This window comes from Streptomyces thermospinosisporus (assembly GCF_039526425.1).
GTDB classification, from domain to species: domain Bacteria; phylum Actinomycetota; class Actinomycetes; order Streptomycetales; family Streptomycetaceae; genus Streptomyces; species Streptomyces thermocarboxydovorans.
On the sequence record NZ_BAAAIZ010000010.1, the window covers coordinates 46,807 to 68,180 of the forward strand.

Annotated in this window: 21 protein-coding genes; 12 read left to right on the forward strand and 9 right to left on the reverse strand. The window is 69.8% G+C overall.

Annotated features, from left to right (window positions below; genetic code table 11):
* Positions 1-85: 85 nt before the first annotated feature.
* From ABD207_RS05145 to ABD207_RS05170, 6 genes are all read left to right on the forward strand, one after another.
* A complete protein-coding gene (locus ABD207_RS05145; RefSeq protein ID WP_344010363.1) occupies positions 86-1,204 on the forward strand; it encodes a family 2 encapsulin nanocompartment cargo protein polyprenyl transferase in 1,119 nt (372 codons plus the stop codon).
* Between the two features lie 176 nt (positions 1,205-1,380).
* Complete coding sequence (locus tag ABD207_RS05150; protein ID WP_344010364.1) at positions 1,381-1,989, forward strand: GNAT family N-acetyltransferase; 609 nt, start codon at positions 1,381-1,383, stop codon at positions 1,987-1,989.
* A gap of 138 nt (positions 1,990-2,127) precedes the next feature.
* Entirely contained in the window at positions 2,128-2,712 is a 585-nt protein-coding gene (locus ABD207_RS05155) for a dihydrofolate reductase family protein (protein WP_344010365.1), read from the forward strand.
* Between the two features lie 27 nt (positions 2,713-2,739).
* Entirely contained in the window at positions 2,740-2,946 is a 207-nt protein-coding gene (locus ABD207_RS05160; protein WP_344010366.1) for a hypothetical protein, read from the forward strand.
* A gap of 166 nt (positions 2,947-3,112) precedes the next feature.
* The gene (locus ABD207_RS05165) at positions 3,113-3,511 is read left to right on the forward strand and encodes an effector-associated constant component EACC1 (protein ID WP_344010367.1); all 399 of its coding nucleotides are present in this window, start codon (positions 3,113-3,115) and stop codon (positions 3,509-3,511) included.
* A gap of 10 nt (positions 3,512-3,521) precedes the next feature.
* Positions 3,522-5,309: a caspase family protein gene (locus tag ABD207_RS05170; protein ID WP_344010368.1), complete on the forward strand. Its 1,788-nt coding sequence runs from the start codon at positions 3,522-3,524 to the stop codon at positions 5,307-5,309.
* 133 nt (positions 5,310-5,442) lie between these two features.
* On the opposite strand, the gene sodN is transcribed toward ABD207_RS05170, so the two are convergent.
* Positions 5,443-5,838 (reverse strand): superoxide dismutase, Ni, encoded by a 396-nt coding sequence (sodN, locus tag ABD207_RS05175; protein WP_344010370.1) that lies wholly within the window; start codon positions 5,836-5,838, stop codon positions 5,443-5,445.
* 145 nt (positions 5,839-5,983) lie between these two features.
* On the opposite strand from sodN, the gene sodX reads away from it, so the two are divergent.
* Complete coding sequence (gene sodX / locus ABD207_RS05180) at positions 5,984-6,418, forward strand: nickel-type superoxide dismutase maturation protease (RefSeq protein ID WP_344010372.1); 435 nt, start codon at positions 5,984-5,986, stop codon at positions 6,416-6,418.
* On the opposite strand, the gene ABD207_RS05185 is transcribed toward sodX, so the two are convergent.
* Positions 6,319-6,951, reverse strand: coding sequence for a CGNR zinc finger domain-containing protein (locus ABD207_RS05185; RefSeq protein ID WP_344010374.1), 633 nt, complete (start codon positions 6,949-6,951; stop codon positions 6,319-6,321). The genes sodX and ABD207_RS05185 overlap by 100 nt on opposite strands.
* Positions 6,952-7,053: 102 nt before the next feature.
* Here ABD207_RS05185 and ABD207_RS05190 point away from each other — a divergent pair, with 102 nt between their 5' ends.
* On the forward strand, positions 7,054-7,896 hold the full coding sequence (locus ABD207_RS05190; RefSeq protein ID WP_344010377.1) for a class I SAM-dependent methyltransferase: 843 nt from the start codon (positions 7,054-7,056) through the stop codon (positions 7,894-7,896).
* 255 nt (positions 7,897-8,151) lie between these two features.
* Here the strand turns inward: ABD207_RS05190 and ABD207_RS05195 are convergent, their stop codons facing one another.
* From ABD207_RS05195 to ABD207_RS05205, 3 genes are read right to left on the reverse strand one after another with little or no spacing between them, the layout of a single operon-like run.
* Positions 8,152-8,952 carry an amino acid ABC transporter ATP-binding protein gene (locus tag ABD207_RS05195; RefSeq protein WP_344010378.1) on the reverse strand — a complete coding sequence of 267 codons (801 nt, stop codon included), beginning with the start codon at positions 8,950-8,952 and terminating at the stop codon, positions 8,152-8,154.
* Positions 8,949-9,878, reverse strand: a complete 930-nt coding sequence (locus tag ABD207_RS05200; RefSeq protein ID WP_344010380.1) for an amino acid ABC transporter permease — start codon at positions 9,876-9,878, stop codon at positions 8,949-8,951. Before ABD207_RS05200 ends, ABD207_RS05195 begins: the two co-directional genes overlap by 4 nt.
* Positions 9,879-9,905: 27 nt before the next feature.
* On the reverse strand, positions 9,906-10,871 hold the full coding sequence (locus ABD207_RS05205) for an ABC transporter substrate-binding protein (RefSeq protein ID WP_344010382.1): 966 nt from the start codon (positions 10,869-10,871) through the stop codon (positions 9,906-9,908).
* Positions 10,872-11,464: 593 nt separating this feature from the next.
* On the opposite strand from ABD207_RS05205, the gene ABD207_RS05210 reads away from it, so the two are divergent.
* From ABD207_RS05210 to ABD207_RS05225, 4 genes are all read left to right on the forward strand, one after another.
* Positions 11,465-12,706, forward strand: a complete 1,242-nt coding sequence (locus ABD207_RS05210) for an NAD(P)-dependent malic enzyme (RefSeq protein ID WP_344010384.1) — start codon at positions 11,465-11,467, stop codon at positions 12,704-12,706.
* 761 nt (positions 12,707-13,467) lie between these two features.
* The gene (locus tag ABD207_RS05215; protein ID WP_344010386.1) at positions 13,468-14,433 is read left to right on the forward strand and encodes a zinc-binding dehydrogenase; all 966 of its coding nucleotides are present in this window, start codon (positions 13,468-13,470) and stop codon (positions 14,431-14,433) included.
* A 96-nt stretch (positions 14,434-14,529) separates the two neighbouring features.
* Complete coding sequence (locus tag ABD207_RS05220; protein WP_344010388.1) at positions 14,530-14,739, forward strand: HTH domain-containing protein; 210 nt, start codon at positions 14,530-14,532, stop codon at positions 14,737-14,739.
* Entirely contained in the window at positions 14,739-15,296 is a 558-nt protein-coding gene (locus tag ABD207_RS05225; protein ID WP_344010389.1) for a Clp protease N-terminal domain-containing protein, read from the forward strand. Before ABD207_RS05220 ends, ABD207_RS05225 begins: the two co-directional genes overlap by 1 nt.
* 43 nt (positions 15,297-15,339) lie before the next feature.
* Here ABD207_RS05225 and ABD207_RS05230 read toward each other — a convergent pair whose 3' ends face one another.
* The 4 genes from ABD207_RS05230 to ABD207_RS05245 form a co-directional block, all read right to left on the reverse strand.
* Entirely contained in the window at positions 15,340-16,353 is a 1,014-nt protein-coding gene (locus ABD207_RS05230; protein WP_344010391.1) for a PadR family transcriptional regulator, read from the reverse strand.
* Position 16,354: 1 nt separating this feature from the next.
* On the reverse strand, positions 16,355-17,239 hold the full coding sequence (locus tag ABD207_RS05235) for a DUF4097 family beta strand repeat-containing protein (protein ID WP_344010393.1): 885 nt from the start codon (positions 17,237-17,239) through the stop codon (positions 16,355-16,357).
* Between the two features lie 347 nt (positions 17,240-17,586).
* Positions 17,587-17,766, reverse strand: a complete 180-nt coding sequence (locus tag ABD207_RS05240; RefSeq protein WP_028420339.1) for a DUF6104 family protein — start codon at positions 17,764-17,766, stop codon at positions 17,587-17,589.
* Between the two features lie 101 nt (positions 17,767-17,867).
* Positions 17,868-21,374, reverse strand: a 3,507-nt coding sequence (locus tag ABD207_RS05245; protein WP_344010395.1) for a multifunctional oxoglutarate decarboxylase/oxoglutarate dehydrogenase thiamine pyrophosphate-binding subunit/dihydrolipoyllysine-residue succinyltransferase subunit, incomplete at its 5' end; no start/stop codon positions are given.

The following is a 21,374-nucleotide window of genomic DNA, read 5'->3' on the forward strand; positions in this document are numbered from 1 at the left end:
CGGGTACACCCTCCAGGTACGCGCGCTACGGCGGTGCAGGCATCACCCGCCGCTCATCCTCCGGGCCGGTCGCAGGGGTGAGTCCATGACGGAGCTCAGGACACAGTCCACGGCAGGGCGTTCACCCCGGGGCGTACCGGGGACCGTACGGCGTCCCGCCGAGAGGCACGAGGCGACGACGCTGCTGGAGCTGGCGCGGGCCGAGGTCGACCCGGTGCTGCGGGCCGCGATCGCCTCGCTGCCCGGCCCGATGCGGCGGATCGCGCGCTACCACTTCGGCTGGGAGCACGCCGACGGCACCCCGGCCTCCGGCGGATCCGGCAAGGCGATCCGGCCTGCCCTGGTGCTGGCCTCGGCCTCCGCCCTCGGCGGACCAGGTGCACGTGCGGCATCCTTACGGGCCGCCGCCGCGGTGGAGCTCGTCCACAACTTCACGTTGCTGCACGACGACGTGATGGACCGGGACACCACCCGCCGCCACCGGCCCACCGCCTGGACGGTGTTCGGTGACGCCGACGCCATCCTCGCCGGGGACGCCCTCCAGGCGCTGGCCCTGCGGCTGCTCGCCGAGGACGGGCACCGGGCCGCCCCGCTCGCCGCGGCCCGGCTCGCCGACTGCGTGATCGAGCTGTGCGCGGGCCAGCACGCGGACACCGCCATGGAACGGCGCGCCCCGCAGGAGGTCACCCTCGACGAGACGCTGGCCATGGCCGAGGCCAAGACCGGCGCGCTCCTCGGCTGCGCCTGCGCCCTGGGCGCGCTGTACGCCGGTGCCTCGGACGCCGAGGTGCGGGCGCTGGACGCGTTCGGGCGTCAGGCCGGGCTGGCCTTCCAGCTGATCGACGACGTGATCGGCATATGGGGCGACCCAGGCCGCACCGGCAAGCCGGCCGGCGCGGACCTGGCCGCCCGCAAGAAGTCCCTGCCGGTGGTCGCCGCGCTCACCTCCGGCTCCCCGGCGGCCACCGAACTCGCCGCGCTCTACGCGGCTCCGCACGCGAAGGGGGACCTGGAACACACGAGGGAGGACTTGGAACGCATCACCTCGGCCGTGGAACGGGCGGGCGGCCGTGACTGGGCGCAGGCCCAGGCGGCCGACCGGATGGCCCGGGCGATGCAGGAACTGGCCCGCGCGGTGCCCGACCCGGAGGGTGCCGGAGGGCTGCTGTCGCTGGCCGAGTTCGTCACCCGGCGCACCACCTGAAGCCCCGGAGCCGCCGGGCCGTGCGGACCCTGACCCGCACGGCACCGGTGCTCCGGACCCGGCGGCGGGTCCCGCACTTCCCCACGGTGTGCGGGGCCCGCCCGCTGCACCGCCGGCCACCGTCCCCGTAGGCTCAACCCCCGTACATGACAAGGCGGTTGAGAGGAGAAGCGGAGATGGGCGTGGCGATCCGTACGGCCGGTGAGGGCGACCGGGAGCTGGTGGTCCGGCTGCTGGACGAGGCGTTCCAGGACGACCCGGTGAGCAGCTGGGTGTTCCCCGGCGAGGAGTACTGGCGGCGCACGCATCACCGGCTGATGGCGGCGTTCACCGACATCGTGCTCGCCGGCGGGCGCATCGACGTCACGGAGGACGGCTCGGCGTGCGCGCTGTGGATGTCGATGCCGGAGGAGGAGCACGGCTCCGGGGAGGAGGACGACGGGCCCGCACAGCTGCGGCAGGCGGTCGACCCGGACAACGAGCGGGTGGAGCAGATCGGCAGGCTGACCGCGGCGATCCACCCCTCCGGGCGGGCCCACGAGTACCTGTGGATGATCGGCGTGGCCCCGCAGCGGCAGGGCGAGGGCCTCGGCACCGCCCTCATCACCTCGGTCCTCGACCGCTGCGACCGCGAAGGGCTGCCCGCGTACCTGGAGGCGAGCAGCGAACGCAGCCGCCGCCTCTACGAACGTCTCGGTTTCTCACTCACCGGGGAACCTCTCCGCCTCCCCGACGGCCCCTGCATGTGGCCCATGTGGCGCGAACCGCGCCCCCGCCTGCGCTGAACGCGATAAACCCTTGCAACCACTACAACCGAAGTACTACAACTGAAGTCGTCAACGAAGCGGCACAGCCAAGGCAACACAGCCAGGGCAGCACAGCCGCGGCAACGCGGTCAGGGCACCCGCAGCCAGGAGGCCATCGTGCGAAAGCTCACCTACTTCATCGCCTGCTCCATCGACGGCTTCATCGGCGACCCCGGCGGCGACGCCTCGGCCATGGTGCGGTTCGTCGACGAGGAGTTCTTCGAGTACCTGCGCACCGAGTATCCGGAGACTCTGCCGACCCACGGGCGCCGGGCCCTGGGCCTGGACGACCTGCCGAACAAGCGGTTCGACACGGTCATCCAGGGCCGGGCCAGCTACGACCTCGCGCTGAAGGAGGGCATCACCAGCCCCTACGCCCATCTGCGGGAGTTCGTCGCCTCCCGCACCCTCACCGAGTCGCCCGACCCGAACGTCGAGATCGTCTCCGACGACCTGGTCGGCCGGGTCCGCGAACTGAAGGCCGAGGACAGCCCGTACGACATCTACCTCTGCGGCGGCTCCCGCGTCGCCGGGGAACTGGCCGGGGAGATCGACGAGATGGTCATCAAGACCTACCCGATCGTGCTGGGCACCGGCATGCCCATGTTCAGCGCCGCATTCCCCGTGGTGGAGTTCACCCTGGAGTCCACGCGCACCTTCCGCAACGGAGCGGTGGTGCGCACCTACTCCAGGAGGCGCTGAGCCCCACCCGGACCTACGCTGCGGGACATGACCGGCGAACGGCCCGTCTGTCCCACCTGCGGACAGCCGCTGGAGATGGTCGCCCGGCGCCACAAGACGCTGGGCGCCTGGGTCCCCGTCTGGCAACCGGGGCCCTGCCGGAATCCCGACTGCGGCAAGGCGGAAGACCGGCCCGAGGCCCGGCACCACGCGGACGGACCGCAGGCCGCCGATCCCTGCCCGGTCGGACAGTAGCCCCTCCGACCGAACCCGCCCCTGCACCACCACCGTCCGGTGCATTTGCAGCGGAATCGCTGCGGTGTGCGGGTTCCTGGTGGGATCATCGTCCCCCCCAGGTGGCGGCCCGGCATCGGCTTCCTCCTGTATACGGCCATGGCTCGGTGACGAAGAGGGGGAAGCAGTGGTCGATGTCGTCGGTGTCCGCATCGCGGTCGACGGGGACCATGCCGCCATGCAGTCGTTGTGGGACTGGCTGCGCCAGGAGTCGGCCCTGCGTGGACGCGTCCGGTACTCCACACCGGCCGCCTTACCCGGCCAGATGGGGTCGGTCGGCGAGCTCGTCGTCGAGGGACTGGTCAGCGGAGTCGTCAGCGCCGTCACGGGAGCGCTGGGACAGGCTCTGACTCTCTGGCTCACCCAACGGCGCGCCGCGGGCCGAGCCCCCACCACGGTCAGGGTCACCACGACCGGCGGCCGGCAGGTGACCATCACGACGGCCGAGGCGGAGGAGTCTGAACGACTGCTGCGCCTGGCGCTGGAAGGCCCGCCGGAGCCACCCGCCCCCGCGACTGACGACTAGGGCGGGCGTCGTGCGTCTTCCCGACCCGCAGCGGTCGTACGCCGTCCTGATCGGCACCGGCACCTATCGGTCAGGTCTGAGAAACCTGCCCGCCGTGCGCAACAACCTCCGCGATCTGCAGGCGGTTCTCACCGACCCGGCGCTGGGCGGGCTCCCTCCGGAGCGCTGCGTCGTACTCAGCGACCCGGAAGACATCCGCACGGTGTACCGCTCGCTGAAGCACTACGCGGCACTGGCCGAGGACACCCTCATCGTCTACTTCGCCGGACACGGTCTCGTCGGTCCGCGCACCGACCTCTACCTCGCCCTCTCGGACACCGACCCCGAGGAACTCGGGGTGAGCGCCTTGGCCTACGACCTGGTGCGCGAGGTGTTGAACGACTGCGGGGCGGCGAACCGGGTGGTGGTCCTCGACTGCTGTTTCAGCGGGTTGGGCGCCGCGGACATGGCCGACGACGAGTCCGGGCTTGCCGGACGGCTCGAGATCTCGGGGACGTTCGTCCTCACCTCCGCTCCCCGCACCGGGGTCTCCCTGGCCCCCGAGGGCGCAACTCACACCGCGTTCACCGGCGAACTCCTCCGCCTGCTGCGCGACGGAGTGCCCGACGGTCCGGAACTGCTCACCTGCGGCGAGACCTACCGCAGGCTTCTGTACACCGCCACGGTCCTCCGCTTGCCCCTGCCCCAGCAGCGCGTCACGGGAACGATCGACGGGCTCGCCCTGTCACGCAATCCGGCCTTCGCGGCGACCGCGCGACGCACCGGGCAGACGGTGCCCCAGTTCGTCCCGTCGCCGGCCCCCGCGACCTCCGCCGGCCTCGGCCGGACTCCGCCGCCCTCGTCCACGCCGCCACCCCTTCGGGGGCGTACCGCCGCCCCCGGCGGCGGGCAGGCACCCCTCGACCCACGGGACCCCCCGAGCCGCACCAACGCATCGAGGCTTCTGCGCCACGCCGGGACGGCCGCCCTCGTGGCGATGTCCCTGTACGGCGTAGGCCTGCTGGTGAACCCCTTTCTGAGAGTTGTCCTCTACGGCTGGCATTCCGTCACGGACCCGGTGGCCATCCTGATCGACGAGGAGGGCTCCTTCCTCTCGGAGTTCATCCGCCCCGTGATCAGCATCGCCATCGGTGTAGCGGTGTGGCGCCTCACCCGGTCGCCGCTGCCACGCGCCTGGGCGGGCGCGGGGCTCCTGACCGGTTACGGCGCCCTGAACGCGATGGGAATACCGTACGCCGTACAGGCCGATGTCTACGGATCCCGGAACGTCGCCTTCACGTGGCTTCCGGAGTTCATCGTCGGCACACGGATTCTGCTGGCAGTAGCCGCAGGGACGGCCCTCGTGGCGGTGATCGGCATGCGCTCGTCCCCCCTGCTGTCCCTCCGGCCGCGGCGGGGCGATGCGTGGTCGGCGGTCGGGGTGACGCTGTGCGCGCTGGGCATGGCCGGTGCGCAGATCGCCATTTGGGGAGCCGACTCCGACCACACCGCCGCCATCTGGTTCATGCAAATCGCCGTGCTCGTCCTCGGGGCGGCGCTGTCCCTGGCCGTGCTCTGCATCCGGCCCGCGCAACTGGCGGCCGGCCTGGTGTCCGCATGGCTCGTCTGCGCCGTCGACCTGCTCGTGGGGACGGCCTGCGTCTGGGCGGCCCTCGGCTCGGACGAGGGCGCCACCTTCAGTGGCCCAGGACCCGTCTGGCAGTCGCTGTTCGGATCCGTCGCGTCGGCCCTCGCCCTGGCATCGTGGATCCATCTGCACCGCACAGCGAGGACGGGCCTGCCGGCAGGCCCGCGATGAGCCGGTGCCCTGTCACGGCCCCGGAACGACCGCACCCGGTCCGCAGGGCCGCCGTGGGTGGTGGCGGGTGCGGGCCGGGTGCGGGGTGGACCGGGCGATCGCGGGACCGCAGGTCGGTGGGTCCAGGTGAGGCTCAGGCCTTCTTGGTCTCCTGGAAGATCTCGGCGATCCGGGCGATGTAGTCCAGCGCCTTCTGGCCGGTGGCCGGGTCCGTCGACGCCTTGGCGGCCGACAGGGCCTTCAGCGTGTCGTTCACCAGCTGGTGCAGCTCGGGGTACTTCTCGAAGTGCGGCGGCTTGAAGTAGTCGCTCCACAGCACGGAGACGTGGTGCTTCGCGAGCTCCGCGCGCTGCTCCTTGATGTGAGCGGCACGAGCCCGGAAGTGCGGGTCGTCGTTGCCGGCCATCTTCTCCTGGATGGCCTTCACCGACTCCGCCTCGATGCGGGCCTGGGCCGGGTCGTACACGCCGCAGGGCAGGTCGCAGTGCGCGCTGACCGTGACCTTGGGCGCAAACAGGCGGGAAAGCATGAAGCATTCCTCCCTCGTGATCGTCTTCTCAGGGGGGACATTACTCCCTGCGTGACCCCTTTTCGCGAGTGCCCCCGCGGGCTTAGGACAAAAGTCCGGGGTCACACTGAGACTGGTGGAGGAAAGACCGGGGAGGTGCCGGGTGATGCCGGAGTTGTCGGACGCCGAGCGGACGGGGTCGACGCTGCCCTTCGGGGTGGCCGAGGTGACGGGGCCGTCCATGGTGCCGACGCTGTATCACGGGGACCGGCTCCTGGTGCACTACGGAGCCCGCGTCCGGGTGGGTGACGTCGTCGTGCTGCGGCATCCCTTCCAGCAGGACCTGCTCGTCGTCAAGCGGATCGCCGAGCGGCGCGACGGCGGCTGGTGGGTACTGGGGGACAACGGCTACGCGGGCGGCGACAGCACCGACTACGGGGTGGTGCCCGACGAGCTGGTGCTGGGCAAGGTGCGCTTCCGGTACCGGCCTCGCAAGCCCGCTCAGCGCTCGCCGCTGGCGCTGCTCACCTGGGCGCTCTCCGCGGCCCGGCCGGTGTTCTCCTCCGACCGGTCGGCCTCCAGGCGCTTGCGGGCGCGGTAGGCCGCCACATTGGCGCGGGTGGCGCAGCGGTCGGAGCAGTAGCGGCGCGAGCGGTTGGTCGAGGTGTCCAGGTAGGCGTTGCGGCAGGGCGGGGCCTGGCACAGGCCCAGGCGGTCCACGCCGTACTCGGTGAGGTGGAAGGCCAGGCCCATCGCGGCGATCGCGGCGTAGCCGGCGGTGGCGTTGGACGGGTGGTCGGCCAGGTGCATGTGCCAGAGCGGACGGCCGTCGTCGTCGCGGAAGTCGTGGCCGGAGATCTGCGGGCTGACCGGGAACTCCAGCAGCAGCGAGTTCAGCAGGTCCACCGCCAGGGTCTCGTCGCCGGAGTCGGCCGCCTCGAAGACCGCGCGCAGCCGGGCGCGGACCGAGCGGAACCGGGTGACATCGGCCTCCGTGGCACGGCGTGCGGCCGACTGATTGGCGCCGAACAGATCGCGTACCGCCTCGACAGAGGTCAGGGTGTCCTTCCCCCGCGCCGGTTCCTCGGTGTTGACGAGGCGGACGGCGTAGTCGGAGTAATAGGCCAGTTCCACTTGTAGTCCTTACGCGTGGGCTCTATGGTCGTGCATGCGGTCAGGTAACAGACGATCGTGCTTTCAGGGTATTACGTGACGGGTGTGAGGGAGCGCTGCTCGATGACGGACACCGACAGGAGCACGGGAACGGACACTGGAGCGGTCGGCGAGGCCGGCGCCACGGACAGCACCGGCACCACCGGCACCACGGACATCTTCGGCACCGACTGGCGGGCCTGGCAGGAGAGCTGGGACCGCCAGCAGGAGTGGTACCTGCCCGACCGGGAGGAACGATTCCGCGTCATGCTCGACATGGTCGAGGCGCTGGTCGGCACCGCACCGCGGGTGCTCGACCTGGCCTGCGGCACCGGCAGCATCACCGCCCGGCTGCTCGCCCGGTTCCCGGACGCCACCAGCACCGGGGTCGACCTGGACCCGGCGCTGCTCGCCATCGCCGAGGGCACCTTCGCGGGCGACGAGCGGGTCACCCTCGTCACCGCCGATCTCAAGGACCCCGAGTGGGTCGCCAAGCTGCCCCACGACTCGTACGACGCCGTACTGACCGCGACGGCCCTGCACTGGCTGCACCGGGAACCCCTCGCGGATCTCTACGGCCGGATCGCGGGACTGGTCCGCGACGGCGGTGTCTTCATGAACGCGGATCACATGATCGACGAGACCACGCCCCGGATCAATGCGGCCGAGCGCGCGCAGCGCCAGGCCCGCATGGATCAGGCCAAGCGCGACGGCGCCCTCGACTGGGCCCAGTGGTGGCAGCTCGCCGCCAAGGACCCGGTGCTGGCCGGACCGACCGCCCGGCGCTTCGAGATCCACGGCGAGCACACGGACGGCTTCATGCCGTCCCCGGCCTGGCACGCGCGGGTACTGCGCGAGAAGGGCTTCGCCGAGGTCCGGCCGGTGTGGTGCTCGCCGGCGGACACGCTGCTGCTGGCCCTGAAGTAGGCCGGGGCCGGCGGGCGGGCGGGGAATGCGAAGGGGCGGTACGGGTGACCGTACTTGCCTTCCTTGAAGTCGTGGCCGTCCAGCCGTTAAGGGCACCGTTCGAGTCGTGGCACTCGCCCGAGTTCTCCTGTGTGCGATCTGTGATCAATGAGGAAGAGAGCATCTGAGGATGATTTGAGATTGCGAAGCGCTGCGCACATGCAAGTGGGGCGATGCATCTGCACCGCCCCACTCACACGCTGGACCGCGTGACCGCTACAGGACCTTCGAGAGGAATGCCTTCGTCCGCTCGTGCTGCGGCTTGGTCAGGACGTCGCGCGGGTTGCCGGCCTCGACGACCACGCCGTCGTCCATGAAGACGAGGCTGTCGCCGACCTCTCGGGCGAAGCCCATCTCGTGGGTGACCACGATCATGGTCATGCCGTCCTCTGCGAGGTCGCGCATGACGTCGAGAACCTCGCCGACGAGCTCCGGGTCCAGTGCGGACGTCGGCTCGTCGAACAGCATCAGCTTGGGCTCCATCGCCAGGGCTCGCGCGATGGCGACACGCTGCTGCTGACCGCCCGAGAGCTGGGCCGGGTAGTGGTTCTTCCGGTCACCCAGGCCCACCCGGTCCAGCAGCCGCTCAGCGCGCTCCCTGGCCACGGCCTTGGCCTCGCGCTTGACCTGGACAGGGGCCTCCATGACGTTCTCGAGCGCCGTCATGTGGGGGAAGAGGTTGAAGCGCTGGAACACCATGCCGATGTCCCGCCGCTGCGCCGCGACCTCCTTCTCCTTCAGCTCGTAGAGCTTGTCGCCCTTCTGCCGGTAGCCGACCAGCTCACCGTCCACGTACAGGCGGCCGGCGCTGATCTTCTCCAGGTGGTTGATGCACCGCAGGAAGGTGGACTTGCCGGAACCGGACGGGCCGATCAGGCAGAAGACCTCCCGGGGATTCACCTCGAGGTCGATGCCCTTGAGGATGTGGGCCAGACCGAAAGACTTGTGGACGCCTTCGGCCTTGACCATCGGGTGTCCGCCGGTGGGCTTGACGATGTCTTTGCCGAGACTGGTCATCGGGCCTCCCCCGGACGGCGGAACGAACCGAACAGACGGAGGTTCTTCTTCAGGCGCTGCAGCGGCGTCGGCGGCAGGCTCCGCGTCGAACCACGGGCGTAGCGGCGCTCCAGGTAGTACTGGCCGACGCTGAAGACGCTGGTCAGGATCAGGTACCAGATCGAGGCCACGAAGTACATCTCGACGACCGCGAGCGAGGTGCTGGAGATGTCCGTGGACCGCTTGATCAGTTCATTGAACTGCACCGCGTACGCCAGCGAGCTCGTCTTGAGCATGTTGATGTATTCGTTGCCCGTCGGCGGCACGATGACCCGCATGGCCTGCGGCAGGATCACGCGCCGAAGGGTCTTGCCCCGGGTCATGCCCAGTGCGTGGGAGGCCTCGGTCTGCCCCTCGTCAACGGACTGGATGCCGGCGCGGACGATCTCGGACATGTAGGCGGCCTCGTTCAGGCCGAGACCCAGCAACGCCGCGAGGAACGGCGTCATGACCTGGTTCATCTCGTCCTTGTAGAACCCCAGGTTCAGGACCGGGAAGACGAGCGAGATGTTGTACCAGATCAGCAGCTGGACCAGGACCGGAGTGCCCCGGAAGAACCAGACGTAGAACCAGGCCACCGTGCTGGTGACCGGGTTGGACGACATCCGCATGACCGCGAGGATCACGCCCAGGACGAGGCCCAGCACCATGGCCAGCACGGAGATGTACAGCGTGTGCCAGGCGCCGGACAGGATGGTGCCGTCCGTCAGGTAGTCGGGGATGATCTCGTAGTTGATGTTCGCGTTCGAGAAGGCGATCCCGATCAGTACCAGGATGGCGATGACCGCTGCCCCGGCCAGCCAGCGGCCGTAGTGGCGCACGGGGATCGCTTTGATCTGCTCCGGCGGCACGGACGCCGCCGGAGCCTTGTCGATCGTGTCAGTCACAGTGACTGCCCTTCAGTGTGCCGAGGCTCAGGAGCCGCCGTTGATCTTCGCCTCCGTCACTGCGCCATCCGTGACGTTCCACTTCTCGAGGATCTTCTCGTACTCGCCGTTCTTGATGATCGCGTTCACGGCAGCCTGGATGGCGTCGCGCAGCTGGGTGTTCTTCTTGCTCACACCGATGCCGTACGGGCCGGCCTCGATCTGCTCACCGACGACCTCGAAGTCCTTGCCGCCTCCCGAAGTCTTGGCGTTGTAGGCGGCGACCGGGAAGTCGTTGAGGTCGGCGACGGACGCGCCCTGCTTCAGCCGGAGCAGCGCCTCGGGGTCGGTGTCGTAGGTCTGGAGCTTGATGGCCTTCTTGCCGTCCTCGGTGCACTTCTTGCTCTGGGCCTTGGCGATGCCCTCGGAGGTGGTGCCGCGCTGCAGCGCCACGACCTGACCGCACAGGTCGTCCAGGGACTTGATGTTCTTGGGGTTGCCCTTCTGGACGAGGATCGAGGTGCCTGCGGTGAAGTAGTCGACGAAGTCGATGCCCTCGCCGGCCTTCTTGCCGGTCTCCGAGTCGATACCGTTCTGGCGGTCCTTGGTGTCGTTCATCGCGGACATGATCACGTTGAAGCGACCGGACTGCAGACCCACGATGAGCTGGTCGAACTTGCCGTTCTGGAAGTCGAACTTCACGCCGAGCTGCTTGCCCAGCGCCTCTGCGATGTCGGGGTCGATGCCGACGGCCTTGCCGCCCTGCATGAACTCGACAGGCGGGTACGCGATGTCGGAGCCGACCTTGATGACGCCCGCCTTGCGGATGTCGGCCGGGAGCTTGTCGGCGAGCGGGGCGGCGGAGCCCGTCGAGTCCTTGGTGCCGCTGTCGCTGCCCTTGTCAGTCTGGTCACCGCAGCCGGTGAGAAGCAGTGCGCCTGCGACCGCGATCGCGCCGACCGCTGCAATCCTCGAGCGTGCGGCGGTGGTACGACGGGTGGTGCTTGCGGTCATGGTGGGTTCCTCCGGCGGATGGGTGGAGATGCCGATGGGGCCGGCGACTGCTGTTACCAGGGAGTAAAGCAGCGCCATAGGTCGACGAGAGCACACGCCTTCGAGTGTCGCGACCTCATGTGATTACCGCATCTTGCCATTCGGACTGAGCCATTCAGGGGGTGGCCAATGTCAAAAATGGATAACGGGTGGCCGATGATGCGCCCCACCTGGCCGTGAACAGGCCGGACGGGTTGCGGGAAACTTTCGATTCAGCCGGAAGATCTCCGGCGGAACGGGGTTGGGCGAGGATCCGGCCGCCGCGTTTGCCGGGGCGCGAGCGCTTGCCGAGTGTTTGTCCAGGTCTTGTCCTGAAATCAGGCGATGAGTCCTGGCCTCGGCATGTGACCTTCGCGTTATGGACTCGTCGCCGGCGGCGTCGGTCCGGTATGAAGGTTCTTTACACCCCTCATCCGGGGCTCAGGGCGCGTGTGCGGCGCGCCCGTCGCGTTTGGCCCGTACGCATCAACCCACCGGGCTCGGCGCGGTCCCGCCCACTTCTCACCAGGAGTGGTTAAACCCTCAAACCATGAACACTTAAGGGGTAAAACCTAGTGGCAGCGGAGATTGTGAATCCTCGCAGCGACAGTGAGACCGGGAGCGAGAGCGAGCAGGACGGGGCGGAGCCCCTCACGTCCCTCGACTCCTTCGACCCGGCGTTCGCGCTGCATCGCGGCGGCAAGATGGCTGTGAAGGCCACCGTGCCGGTCCGTGACAAGGACGACCTGTCCCTGGCGTACACGCCCGGCGTCGCGAAGGTGTGCAGCGCGATCGCCGAGCAGCCGGAACTCGTCCATGACTACACGTGGAAGTCGTCGGTCGTCGCCGTCGTGACGGACGGGACGGCCGTACTGGGCCTCGGTGACATCGGCGCCGAGGCGTCCCTCCCCGTGATGGAGGGCAAGGCGATCCTGTTCAAGCAGTTCGGTGGGGTGGACGCGGTTCCGCTCGCGCTGAGCTGCACGGACGTGGACGAGATCGTCGAGACCGTGGTGCGGCTGGCGCCGTCCTTCGGGGGCATCAACCTGGAGGACATCTCGGCGCCGCGGTGCTTCGAGGTCGAGCGGAAGCTGCAGGAGCGGCTGGACATCCCGGTCTTCCACGACGACCAGCACGGTACGGCGGTCGTGACGCTGGCGGCGCTGCGGAACGCCGCGCGGCTCAGCGGGCGGGCGCTCAGTGAGCTGCGGGCGGTGATCTCCGGTGCGGGTGCGGCCGGGGTCGCCATCGCGAAGATGCTGGTCGAGGCCGGCATCGGGGATGTGGCGCTGGCCGACCGCAAGGGTGTCGTGTCGCGGGACCGGGGTGATCTGACGCCGATCAAGGCGGAGGTGGCCTCGTTCACGAACAAGGCGGGGCTCTCGGGGTCGCTGGAGGCCGCGCTGGAGGGGGCCGATGTGTTCATCGGCGTCTCCGGTGGGACGGTGTCGGAGGCGGCGGTGGCGTCGATGGCGGAGGGCGCGTTCGTCTTCGCCATGGCCAATCCGAATCCGGAGGTGCATCCGGAGGTCGCGCACAAGTACGCGGCGGTTGTCGCGACGGGGCGGTCGGACTTCCCGAACCAGATCAACAACGTGCTGGCGTTTCCGGGGATCTTCGCGGGGGCGCTGCAGGTGCGGGCGTCCCGGATCACGGAGGGCATGAAGCTGGCGGCTGCGGAGGCGCTGGCGTCGGTGGTCGGGGACGATCTGGCCGCTGACTACGTCATCCCGTCTCCGTTCGACGAGCGGGTCGCTCCGGCGGTGACGGCGGCGGTGGCCGCGGCCGCGCGTGCGGAGGGTGTCGCCCGCCGCTGAGGTTCGTACGGCTGCGTTGCGTTCGGCAGGCCCCGTTCCCGGGTGCGGGACGGGGCCGAGCCTTTCCTCGCCGTTTTCGTGCGTGCACGTACACCCGTCCGGGTGAGGGGCGGTGCTTCGTACGCCCCTGCGGGTGGGTGGGGGTGCGCGTCGACTTTGCCTGGGGTCCGGTGGGGGTTCGCGTGGAGATGCCTGTGGCGCAACTGCGGCTCCGGTGGGGGTGCGCGTAGCGCCCGCGGTGGGTGGGTGAGTCGGGGCCGGGGTGGTGGTATCCGTCCTCGGTCTGGCGCGAAATCGGCTTCTTAGCGGGGTACTGGCGCGGACGCGCCAGCCGCTGCGGGCGGACACCACCACCCCGACCCCTCCCCGCCGCGCGCGCCTGCGGCCGCCTGAGCCCGGTGGTCGGTGAGCGCCGCGCGCGGCTACCTGCCTCGCCGGGCCAGCCGCGCCTCCCCAGCTGCGGGCAGCGCAGCCGCGCCACCGCGGGCAGCGTGCCCGCCGTAACTGCGGGCATTCGTGCCGCCTGAGGCGATGGGGGTCCCCCCGCTCGAGCGAAGCCGAGAGTGGGGGAGGGTGGGCGCAGCGGCACCCTCCCAGCGGGGCTGGCGCAAACCCACCCCCGCCCAGCACCCAGCCGGGTGCTCAAACCCCACCGGGATGGTTGTGCAAGGCGACCAGACAGTGAACGGGATGTGCAAGAGGGTGTGTGTCACAGGCCCCGTTGGTTCCTCAGGAGGGGGCGGGAACCTATCGTCGACCCCATGTTCGCTGTCTACGCTGCCCGAATCGACCGTGACCAGCCGCTCTCGGGTCTGGAGTTGGGAGAGCGACCGGCTCCCGAGCCCCGCCCCGGCTGGAGCACCGTCACGGTGAAAGCGGCCTCCCTCAACCACCACGACCTCTGGTCCCTGCGCGGCGTGGGCCTCGCCGAGGACAAGCTGCCGATGATCCTCGGCTGCGACGCCGCCGGCGTCGACGAGGACGGCAACGAGGTCGTTCTGCACTCCGTCATCGGACAGACGGGGCACGGGGTCGGGCCCCGTGAGCCCCGGTCCATTCTGACCGAGCGTTACCAGGGGACGTTTGCTGAGAAGGTCTCCGTACCTACCTGGAATCTGCTGCCCAAGCCGAAGGAGCTGTCCTTCGAGGAGGCCGCCTGTCTGCCCACTGCCTGGCTGACCGCGTACCGGATGCTGTTCACCAACGCCGGTGTGCGGCCCGGTGATTCGGTGCTGGTGCAGGGTGCGGGTGGTGGTGTCGCGACGGCTGCGATCGTGCTCGGTAAGGCCGCCGGCCTGAGGGTGTACGCCACCAGCCGCGACGAGGCCAAGCGCAAGCGGGCGCTGGAGCTCGGCGCGGTGGAGGCGCTGGAGTCAGGGGCGCGGCTGCCGGAGCGGGTGGACGCGGTGATCGAGACGGTGGGGGCCGCCACCTGGTCGCACTCGGTGAAGTCGCTGAAGCCGGGGGGCACGCTGGTGATCTCCGGGGCGACGAGCGGTGACCGGCCCTCGCACGCCGAGCTGACGAGGATCTTCTTCCTGGAGCTGAAGGTCGTGGGGTCCACGATGGGGACCAAGGAGGAGCTGGAGGATCTGCTCGCGTTCTGTGCGGCGACGGGGGTGCGGCCCGTGATCGATGAAGTGCTGCCGATGGACCGGGCCCGGGAGGGCTTCGAGAAGATGGCGTCGGGGGAGCTGTTCGGGAAGATCGTGTTGACGAACGGCTGAGCAACGGGGCGTGAAGCGGCCGGTCCGGGTTCGGGCCGGCCGCTTTTGTGTCAACCGGGGTTGACGTGGAGCACCCTGTCAACGTAGGTTGACAGGGTGAGTGAGGCAATTGATCTGGCCGAGCGGGCCGGGGACCGGGATCCGAGGGTCGGGCTGCGGGCCGTCGCCGCGTTGCGGAGGCTGCTGGAGCAGCTGGAGGCCGTACAGGTACGCAGTGCCCGCAATCAGGGATGGTCCTGGCAGGAGATCGCCAACGAACTCGGCGTGAGCCGGCAGGCCGTGCACAAGAAGTACGGGAGGCATTGATGTTCGAGCGGTTCACCAAGGACGCCCGTGCGGTGGTCAAGGGAGCGGTCGCGCAGGCGGCGGCGGTGGGGGCGGCGTCGGTGACGCCCGAGCATCTGCTGCTGGGGCTGCTGGAGAGGGAGGGCAGCCGCGCTTCCTTCGCCCTGGCCGCGCTCGGGGGTGGCGAGTGGAAGGACGCCGTGCGGGAAGAGCTGGAGGAGGTTCGCAGACGGGGCGGGCTGACGCGGGCCGAGGCGGAGGCTCTGGCCGGGCTGGGGATTGATGTGGATGAGGTCGTGGCCCGGGTGGAGGGCGTGCACGGGGTCGGTGCGTTGTCGGGGAGCCGGCGGGGGCGGCGGTCGGGGCATGTGCCGTTCGAGAAGGGGGCGAAGGACGTGCTGGAGCGGACCCTGCGCATCGCCCTCGCCCAGCGGGAACGGCGCATCGGTGACGAGCACATCCTGCTCGCCCTCACCAGCCGGCCCGGTGTCCCCGCCGAGGTGCTCGCCGGTCACGCGGTGACCTATGAGTCCGTGAGCCGGGTGCTCTACGGGGGCGGCGAGGCCAAGGCGGGGTGAAGGGCTCTACGGAGGCGGCGAGGCCAAGGCGGGGTGACGGGCGTCAGCCGGTTTTCTCCTTGTGGAGGAGGGCGGCGATGTGGGCCGCGGCCGTGGAGAGGTGGCGGCGGGCGTCCCGGAGCTGCTCCTCGGTGACGCCGTGGTCGCGGGCCGCGTCGCGGATGTCGTCCCGGAAGCGGTCCAGCAGGCGGTCCAGGTCGCGCGCGGGGTTACCGGTGGAGTCCGTCGCCCCTTCGTGGGCCCATTCGGGAACATAGGCGGCGGGGAAGTCCTCGGGCGTCTGCGAGTATGCGGGCTCGGCCGACGGGTCCTTGCCCGTCCAGCCGTTCTTGCCGAAGTCGCTCACTTCCTTGATGAGTTCGCTCAGCCCCTCGCGCAGGCCCGTCGGCCAGTCGCCCCGGGCGAAGTGGTCCTGCACATGCTCCTGGACCCGCCGGGCGATGCGCTGCACCTCCTCCCGCGCCCGCTCCTGGGCCTCCTTGGCCTGGCGGCGGGCGCGCTGGGCCTCCTCGCGGGAGCGGCGGCTCTCGTCCTTGGCGCGGCGGGCCTGCTCCTTCCACTCCTGTTTGGCGCGGCGCATCTCCTCCTTGGCGGCTCGCCAGGCCTCGCGGTCGGTGAGGCCGGTGAAGTCGCCGAGGAAGAAGTCGTCGTCGGCGTGCGTGCCAGTGGTGCGGGCCTTGCTGGCCGCGGCGCGCATCTCGCGGCGCAGGTCGCCCGCCGCCCCGCGGACGTCCGCCTTGATCTCGGCGGCCAGCTCGGCGACCGACTCGCGGATCTCCATCTCCAGGTCGGCCAGTTCACCGCTGCGGCCGGCCAGCTCGGCGCGGCCCGCGTCGGTGATGGAGTACACCTTGCGGCCGCCCTCCATGGTGTGGGTGACCAGGCCCTCCGCCTCCAGCTTGGCCAGCCGGGGGTAGACCGTGCCCGCGGAGGGGGCGTACAGGCCCTGGAAGCGCTCCTCCAGGAGCCGGATCACCTCGTAGCCGTGGCGCGGGGCCTCGTCCAGCAGCTTGAGCAGGTAGAGGCGGAGGCGTCCGTGGGCGAAGACGGGGGGCATGTCAGAGCACCTTCTTGTCGGTCGGACCGTCGGCCGGGGCGTCCGTGGTGTCGGCGGAGGGGGCGTCCCACGGTTCGTCCTCGCGCGGTGGCCTGCGCAGCAGGGCGATGGAGCCGGAGACGGTGGTGGCCCGCAGCTTGCCGGTGCCGGCGCCCAGCCGGCCGGTGATCTTGTGGGCGCCCCACTGGCCGTGCACCCGGAGGTCGTCGAAGGCGTTGGAGATGGCGCCGCTGGCCGTGTTGGCCTCGACCTCCGTGTCGGCGGGGTAGGGCAGACGGATCGCTATCTCCCCGGAGACGCTGGTGAGCCGGACGTCCGTGGGGCCGTCGGGGTCGAGGTCGACGATCATCGAGCCGCTGACCGAGTCGGCCTTGACCGAGGAGCCGGAGCCGTCGACCACGGTGAGGTCGCCGGAGACCGAGTTGAAGCGGAGGTCGCCGGTGACCGACTGGGCCTCCAGATTGCCGGACACCGTGTCCGCGCGGACCGGGCCGGAGAGGGCGACCAGGGTGGTGTCGCCGGTGACGCCCTTGACCACGGAGGGGCCCCGCAGGCCGGAGACGACCGCGGACGCGCCGACCACGCCCACCTCGACGCGCGTGGCGGCCGGGACGGCGAGGGAGACGACGGCGCTGCGGCGCCAGCCTTTGCGGTCCAGCCACTTGAGGAAGCCCTTCCAGGGCAGGTCCTCGTAGGCCACGCTGAGCGTGCCGCCCTTCTGGGTGACGATCAGAGGTGGCCCCTCCACCTCAGAGACTTCGAGGCGCGCGGAACTCTCCTCCGTGCCCACGACGTTCACCGTGCCGTTGACGATGCGCACATGGAGCTCGGTCACGGGCTCGTCGAAGGTGAGCTTCGTGGGCTCCGTGACGGACCACTCGGGCATGGTGGGACCTCCTAGACACGCGCCATATCGCGTATTACGTGATTCACGATATATCGCGGGGAGGGAAAGTCAAGGCACTCGTGGGGGTGGAGGGTGGGTGGCGCTCGTTGACGGAGGACAGGAGAACAGGAGGACAGGAGAGAACAGGAGGACAGGAGAACAGGCGGACAGGAGGGCAAGAGGTTCAGGAGGGCGCCCGGAGAAGGGCACCCGGAGAAGGGTGCCAGGAAGGAAGGCGGGGCTGCGGGCACGGCAGCCGGCCCCGGGCCGTCGGCCGGGGCCTGAGCAGACCGGCGGCGGGCCCGGCGCCGACCGGTGACGAAGATATGCGGCAGGCCTCGGCAGACCTACTCGTCGTCCTCGTCGTCCAGCCGCGCCAGCCAGGTCGCCAGACGCTCGACCGGGACCTCGAAGTCGGGGTTCAGATCCACGAAGGTACGCAGCTGCTCGGCGAGCCACTCGAAGGTGATCTCCTCCTCGCCGCGCCGCTTCTCCAGTTCCTCGATGCCACGGTCGGTGAAGTACATGCCGTCCAGGATAAGTGGCCGCAAAGGGGCGGGCCGCACCCCCTGAGCAGGGGATGCGGCCCGGCAGAACCCTGAAGAGCGCGGGACCGTGAGGTGAGGCCTCAGGCCTCGAAGACCTCGCGGACCAGCTGCTCCTGCTCGGCCTGGTGGCGCTTGGCGGAGCCGACCGCCGGCGACGAGCTGTGCGGCCGCGAGATGCGGCGCAGACGCTCGGCGGGCGGGAGGTCGGCGCCGACGGCCAGGTCCAGGTGGTCGATCAGGTTGAGCGCGATGAACGGCCAGGCACCCTGGTTCGCCGGCTCCTCCTGGGCCCACAGGTACTTCTCGGCGTTCGGGTACTTCTTGATCTCCGCCTGGAGCTCGGCACCCGGCAGCGGGTACAGGCGCTCGATGCGGATGATCGCGGTGTCGGTCGCGCCGCGCTTCTGCCGCTCGGCGTCCAGGTCGTAGTAGACCTTGCCGGCGCAGAAGACGACCTTCCTGACCGCGGCCGGGTCGACCGAGCTGTCGCCGATGACCGGCTGGAACTGCCCGGAGGTGAACTCCTCCGCCTTCGACGCGGCGGCCTTCAGGCGCAGCATCGACTTCGGGGTGAAGACGATCAGCGGCTTGTGGTGCGGGTTGTGCACCTGCCACCGCAGGAGGTGGAAGTAGTTCGCCGGCGAGGTCGGCATGGCGACCGTCATGTTGTTCTGGGCGCACAGCTGCAGGAACCGCTCCGGGCGGGCCGAGGAGTGGTCCGGGCCCTGGCCCTCGTAGCCGTGCGGCAGGAGCAGCACCACACCGGAGGTCTGGTTCCACTTCTGCTCGGCCGAGGAGATGAACTCGTCCACGACCGTCTGGGCGCCGTTGGCGAAGTCACCGAACTGCGCCTCCCACAGCACGAGCGCGTCGGGGCGGGCCAGCGAGTAGCCGTACTCGAAGCCCATCGCCGCGTACTCGGACAGCAGGGAGTTGTAGACGTTCAGCCGCGCCTGGTCCTCGGAGAGGTACTGCAGCGGCGTGTACTCCTCGCCGGTGTTGCGGTCGATGATCACCGCGTGGCGCTGGCCGAAGGTGCCGCGCTGGGAGTCCTGGCCCGCGAGGCGGACCGGCACGCCCTCCAGCAGCAGGGAGCCGAAGGCGAGGGTCTCGCCCATGCCCCAGTCGATGGTGCCTTCCTCGACCATGGTGGCCCGGCGCTGCAGCTGCGGCAGCAGGCGCGGGTGGACCGTGATGTGGTCGGGGATGTTGACCTGGGACTCGGCGATCCGCTTGACGACCTCGGTGGTCACCGCGGTGTTCACGGCGACCGGGAACTCCGCCTGCGGTTCGGACGGCTCCACCGACGCCGGCTGCGAGGTGGCCTCGCGGACCTCGGTGAAGACCTTCTCCAGCTGGCCCTGGTAGTCCTGCAGCGCCTGCTCGGCCTCCTCCAGGGTGATGTCGCCGCGACCGATCAGCGACTCGGTGTACAGCTTGCGCACCGAGCGCTTCTTGTCGATCAGGTCGTACATCAGGGGCTGGGTGAAGGCCGGGTTGTCCGACTCGTTGTGACCGCGGCGGCGGTAGCAGATGAGGTCGATGACCACGTCCTTGTTGAACGCCTGGCGGAATTCGAAGGCCAGCCGGGCGACGCGGACGCAGGCCTCGGGGTCGTCGCCGTTGACGTGGAAGATCGGGGCCTCGATCATCCGCGCCACGTCGGTGGCGTACATCGACGAGCGGGACGACTCCGGGGCGGCGGTGAAGCCGACCTGGTTGTTGATGACGATGTGGACCGTGCCGCCGGTGCGGTAGCCGCGCAGCTGCGACATGTTCAGGGTCTCGGCCACGACGCCCTGGCCCGCGAAGGCCGCGTCGCCGTGGATCGCCACCGGGAGCACGGTGAAGTCCGTGCCGCCCTTGCCGATGATGTCCTGCTTGGCGCGGGCGACGCCCTCCAGGACCGGGTCGACCGCCTCCAGGTGGGAGGGGTTGGCGACCAGCGAGACCTTGATCTGCTCGCCGTCCAGGCCGGTGAAGGTGCCCTCGGCGCCCAGGTGGTACTTCACGTCGCCGGAGCCGTGCATCGACTTCGGGTCGAGGTTGCCCTCGAACTCCCGGAAGATCTGCGCGTAGGACTTGCCGACGATGTTGGCGAGGACGTTCAGCCGGCCGCGGTGGGCCATGCCGATGACGACCTCGTCCAGGCGGGACTCGGCGGCCGAGTCCAGCACCGCGTCGAGCAGCGGGATGACGGACTCGCCGCCCTCCAGGGAGAAGCGCTTCTGGCCGACGTACTTGGTCTGCAGGAACGTCTCGAAGGCCTCGGCGGCGTTCAGGCGGCGCAGGATGCGCAGCTGCTCCTCGCGCTCCGGCTTGGTGTGCGGGCGCTCCACCCGGTCCTGGATCCACTTGCGCTGCTTGGGGTCCTGGATGTGCATGAACTCGATGCCGGTGGTGCGGCAGTACGAGTCGCGCAGCACGCCGAGGATGTCGCGCAGCTTCATCATCGACTTGCCGGCGAAGCCGCCGACGGCGAACTCGCGCTCCAGGTCCCACAGCGTCAGCCCGTGCTCGACGATGTCGAGGTCGGGGTGCTTGCGCTGCTTGTACTCCAGCGGGTCGGTGTCGGCCATGACGTGGCCGCGGACCCGGTAGGCGTGGATCAGGTCGAAGACCCGGGCGGCCTTGGTGACGTCGTCGTCGTGGCTGGCGTCGATGTCCTTGAGCCAGCGGACCGGCTCGTAGGGGATGCGCAGCGCCTCGAAGATGTCGTCGTAGAAGTTGTTCTCGCCCAGCAGCAGGTTGGCGACCTGGCGCAGGAACTCGCCGGAGGCGGCGCCCTGGATCACCCGGTGGTCGTAGGTCGACGTGAGCGTCATGACCTTCGAGATGCCGAGCTTGTTCAGGGTGTCCTGGCTGGTGCCCTGGAACTCCGCCGGGTAGTCCATGGAGCCGACGCCCATGATCAGCGACTGGCCGGGCATCAGGCGCGGCACCGAGTGGACGGTGCCCAGGCCACCGGGGTTGGTCAGGGAGACCGTCACGCCGGTGAAGTCGTCCATCGTCAGCTTGTTGTCGCGAGCACGACGGACGATGTCCTCGTAGGCCTGCCAGAACTCGAAGAAGTTCATGGTCTCGGCCTTCTTGATCGCCGCGACGACCAGCTGGCGCTCGCCGTTGGGCTTGACCAGGTCGATGGCGAGGCCGAGGTTGATGTGCTCCGGCTTGACCAGGGTGGGCTTGCCGTCCACCTTCGCGTAGGACCAGTTCATCGACGGCATCGCCTTGATCGCCTGGACCATGGCGTAGCCGATGATGTGCGTGAAGGAGATCTTCCCGCCCCGGGCCCGCTTGAGGTGGTTGTTGATGACGATCCGGTTGTCGAACAGCAGCTTCACCGGAACGGCGCGCACCGAGGTGGCCGTCGGCAGCTCCAGGGAGGCGTCCATGTTCTTGGCCACCGCGGCGGCCGGACCGCGCAGGGTCACCTTCTCGGGGCCGCTCGGGGCCTCACCGTCGGCCTTCGCCTGAGCCTTCGGCTGGGCGGCGGCGGGCTTGGCGGCCGGGGCCGCGGCCTTCGCCGGAGCCTGGGCCGGGGCCGCCTTCGCGGCGGGCTGCGCGGGAGCGGCCGGCGCCTGCTG